The 2,660-nt window shown below is 64.1% G+C and carries 4 protein-coding genes; 1 reads left to right on the top strand and 3 read right to left on the bottom strand.

All coding sequences use genetic code 11. The annotated features are described in order from the left end of the window. The first annotated feature begins 64 nt into the window (after positions 1–64). Positions 65–214 (top strand): AAA family ATPase, encoded by a 150-nt coding sequence (locus tag IV113_RS15695; protein ID WP_291086787.1) that lies wholly within the window; start codon positions 65–67, stop codon positions 212–214. Positions 215–392: 178 nt separating this feature from the next. Here the strand turns inward: IV113_RS15695 and IV113_RS15690 are convergent, their stop codons facing one another. The 3 genes from IV113_RS15690 to IV113_RS15680 form a co-directional block, all read right to left on the bottom strand. Then, entirely contained in the window at positions 393–782 is a 390-nt protein-coding gene (locus IV113_RS15690) for a DUF302 domain-containing protein (protein ID WP_291086786.1), read from the bottom strand. 146 nt (positions 783–928) lie between these two features. After that, positions 929–2,302: an ATP-binding protein gene (locus IV113_RS15685; RefSeq protein WP_291086785.1), complete on the bottom strand. Its 1,374-nt coding sequence runs from the start codon at positions 2,300–2,302 to the stop codon at positions 929–931. Next, the coding region (locus tag IV113_RS15680) for a winged helix-turn-helix domain-containing protein (protein WP_291086783.1) at positions 2,299–2,660 on the bottom strand (362 nt) is incomplete at its 5' end. The genes IV113_RS15685 and IV113_RS15680, both read right to left, overlap by 4 nt.

Raw genomic sequence — 2,660 nt, 5'->3', positions numbered from 1 at the left:
CAGCTCAGCCCATCGCTTGGCCTTTGCGTCAATCTGAATAAATCAGGTCCGACTCATTGGCCGAATGGCCGACCCCGTGCACACCGAGAGCCACGGCGGCACCATGCCCACCGGCGTACTGTTTTACGGTGCTCCAGGCACTGGCAAGACTGCTGCGGCCAAGGCCATCGCCAAAGAGATCGATTGGGCCTTTCATGCCCACCGCCGGCTCTGACATGGCGCGCGACACCAAGGCGCAGGAAGAGCTCTACGCACAACCGCGCCATTTCGCGCCGCCAGGCCAAGGTCGTCGTGGCGCCTATCGACTTCTGACTAAGCCGATATAGCCCTCTGCCACTTGAATTGGTGTGTCAACCCCAGTTGGCTTGCCGGGTTGACAAGGTCTATCTCTCTCAATGAATCAGACCATCGCAAATCCGACGCAGTCGCTGCTCAGCATCCTTTGCAACAGCCTGCACCTCAGGCTTGTCGACCATCCCCATCATCACCAGTGGGTCGATGAACGCCACCGTGACGTGGCTTTCAGTTTCCTGGCGGACAACCACGTTGCAGGGCAGGAGCAAGCCGATATCGGGCTCTGCCTGCAAGGCCTTGTGTGCCAGCGTTGGGTTGCAGGCACCCAGGATGCGATAAGGCGGCATGTCGACGCCTAGCTTCTCCTTCATCGCGCGCTGCACGTCGATATCGCTGAGCACACCAAAGCCCTCCAGTTTGAGGGCAGCCAGGACGCGCTCAATGGCTTCATCGAACGGAAGTCCAAGTGTTGCGTTGAATCCGTACATCGTGTTTCTCCTCTTTGGTCGTCGACCAGCATTTCACATTCGCCGGAATGGCGATCATGACGTTGTCGGAATGGCTTGCCGTCAATTGGTTCCTGCCCATGACTGGACAATGCGTTTGGGTCGCTGCATCGGCAACGCCGTCCGCTTCACTCTTCAGCCGGAAAGCTCAGCCGGGCTTCCATGCCCGCGACCCGGCGCGGCTCCAGGTGCAACTCGCCGCCATAGCGCCTCGCGATGGCATCGACAATGGAAAGGCCCAAGCCGCTGCCGGTATCGCCATCCACATTGCCGCTGCCGCGTCGCCAGAACCGCTGCGCCGCTTGTGCAACTTCGGCAGCGCTCATGCCTGGGCCTTCGTCGAGGACGCGGAACGCCACATGGCCTGGCAGCCGTTCGATCCGCAGCACGACCGAGCCCGGTCTGAGCGAATGTCGCAACGCGTTGTCGAGCAGGTTGCGCAAAGCCGAAACCAGCAACGCCTCGGGCATTGCCAGCGATGCTGCGTTTGTCGTGGCCTGCAACTCAACGCACCGGACGCTGGCCGCACCGACCTGTGGGGCGACGGCCGACGCATCGTCGATCGCCTGCTGCGCTGCATGCAGCGCATCGACCCGCAGCGCATGCTCGGGCTTCACCGTTCCTTCGATCCGCGCCAGCAACAACAGTTGCTCGAGCGTGCGATGCAGCCGCGCCACACCTTGCTGCGCATTGGCCAGCGCCTCGCCCGCGGCGCCATGCAATCCAGATTCTCCGCACGCCAGGCGCAGCACCTGCAGATGCGTCTTGATGGCGGTCAGTGGCGTTCGCAGTTCGTGTGCTGCGTCGTCGGTGAACCGCCGCTCGCGCTCGATCGCGTCCTGCACGCGCACCAGCAGGTGTGCGATGGTGTCGATCAGCGGCTGTAGCTCGGGTGGCGCGTCGATGGCCGGCAGCGGTGCGTCGGCATCCGCGCTCCGATTCAGCAACAAGGTGCGCACCTGTTCGATCGGCGCGAGGCCCCGCCCGACACCGATCCACAGCAGCACCAGGCTGACCGCCATCGCGATGGCAAACGGTGCCGCCGCGGAGAGCGCAATTTCGCGCAGCAGGCCTTCGCGTGCATCCATGCGGTCGGCGGTGGCAATGCGCACCTCGCCGACTTGCAGCACGTAAGTGCGCCAGGGTTTGCCGCCGTAGACGGAGGTGCTGTAGCCCAAAGCTGCACCCTCCAACCCGGGGCTGGTGGCGGTCCGCGCGATCGGCTGGATCGCAACCTCGCTGCGAACCAGGCTGACCTCGCACGCCAGACCGTCGCGCGCGATCACATCGAGCGGCAACACGGGCGGCCCGTTGAGCTGCAGGCGTTCGGCTGGAAGGCGCGCGACCAACCCAGCCACCATGCGCGCCGAGGCCGCCAGCCGCTCGTCGAGAGCGCTTCGCAGTTGCTCACGCACATCCAAGAACATCCACACCGCGACGACGCTCCACAGCAGCGTCAGCGAGAACCCGATGATGGCGACCAGCCGCAGGCGCAGCGTCATCGCTTTTCCTCAACAGCAGAACCGGCCTCGCCCAATCGGTAGCCCAAACCGCGTACCGTCTCGACGATCGCAGGGCCGAGTTTTCGGCGCAGGTGGTGGATGTGCACGTTCACGGCGTTGCTTTCCACGTCGGTCTCAAAGCCGTACAGACTGGACTGGAGTTGCTCCAGACTCAGAATGCAGCCCGGGTGTTGCAGCAGCGCGCGCAACAACGCGAGCTCGCGTCGAGAAAGCTCGACGCGCACGCCATGCAGTCGAACCTCGGCGCTGGAGGCACTGAAGGTCAGGCTGCCGTGTTCGACAAGGTCGCTGCTGCGGCCACTGGCGCGGCGCACCAGTGCATGCAGTCGGGCCACCA

It is taken from the genome of Hydrogenophaga sp. (assembly GCF_018780385.1).
Classification (GTDB): Bacteria; Pseudomonadota; Gammaproteobacteria; order Burkholderiales; family Burkholderiaceae_C; genus Hydrogenophaga.
Note: the sequence above shows the minus strand (reverse complement) of the source record. Positions and strands in the feature narration are given on the sequence as shown.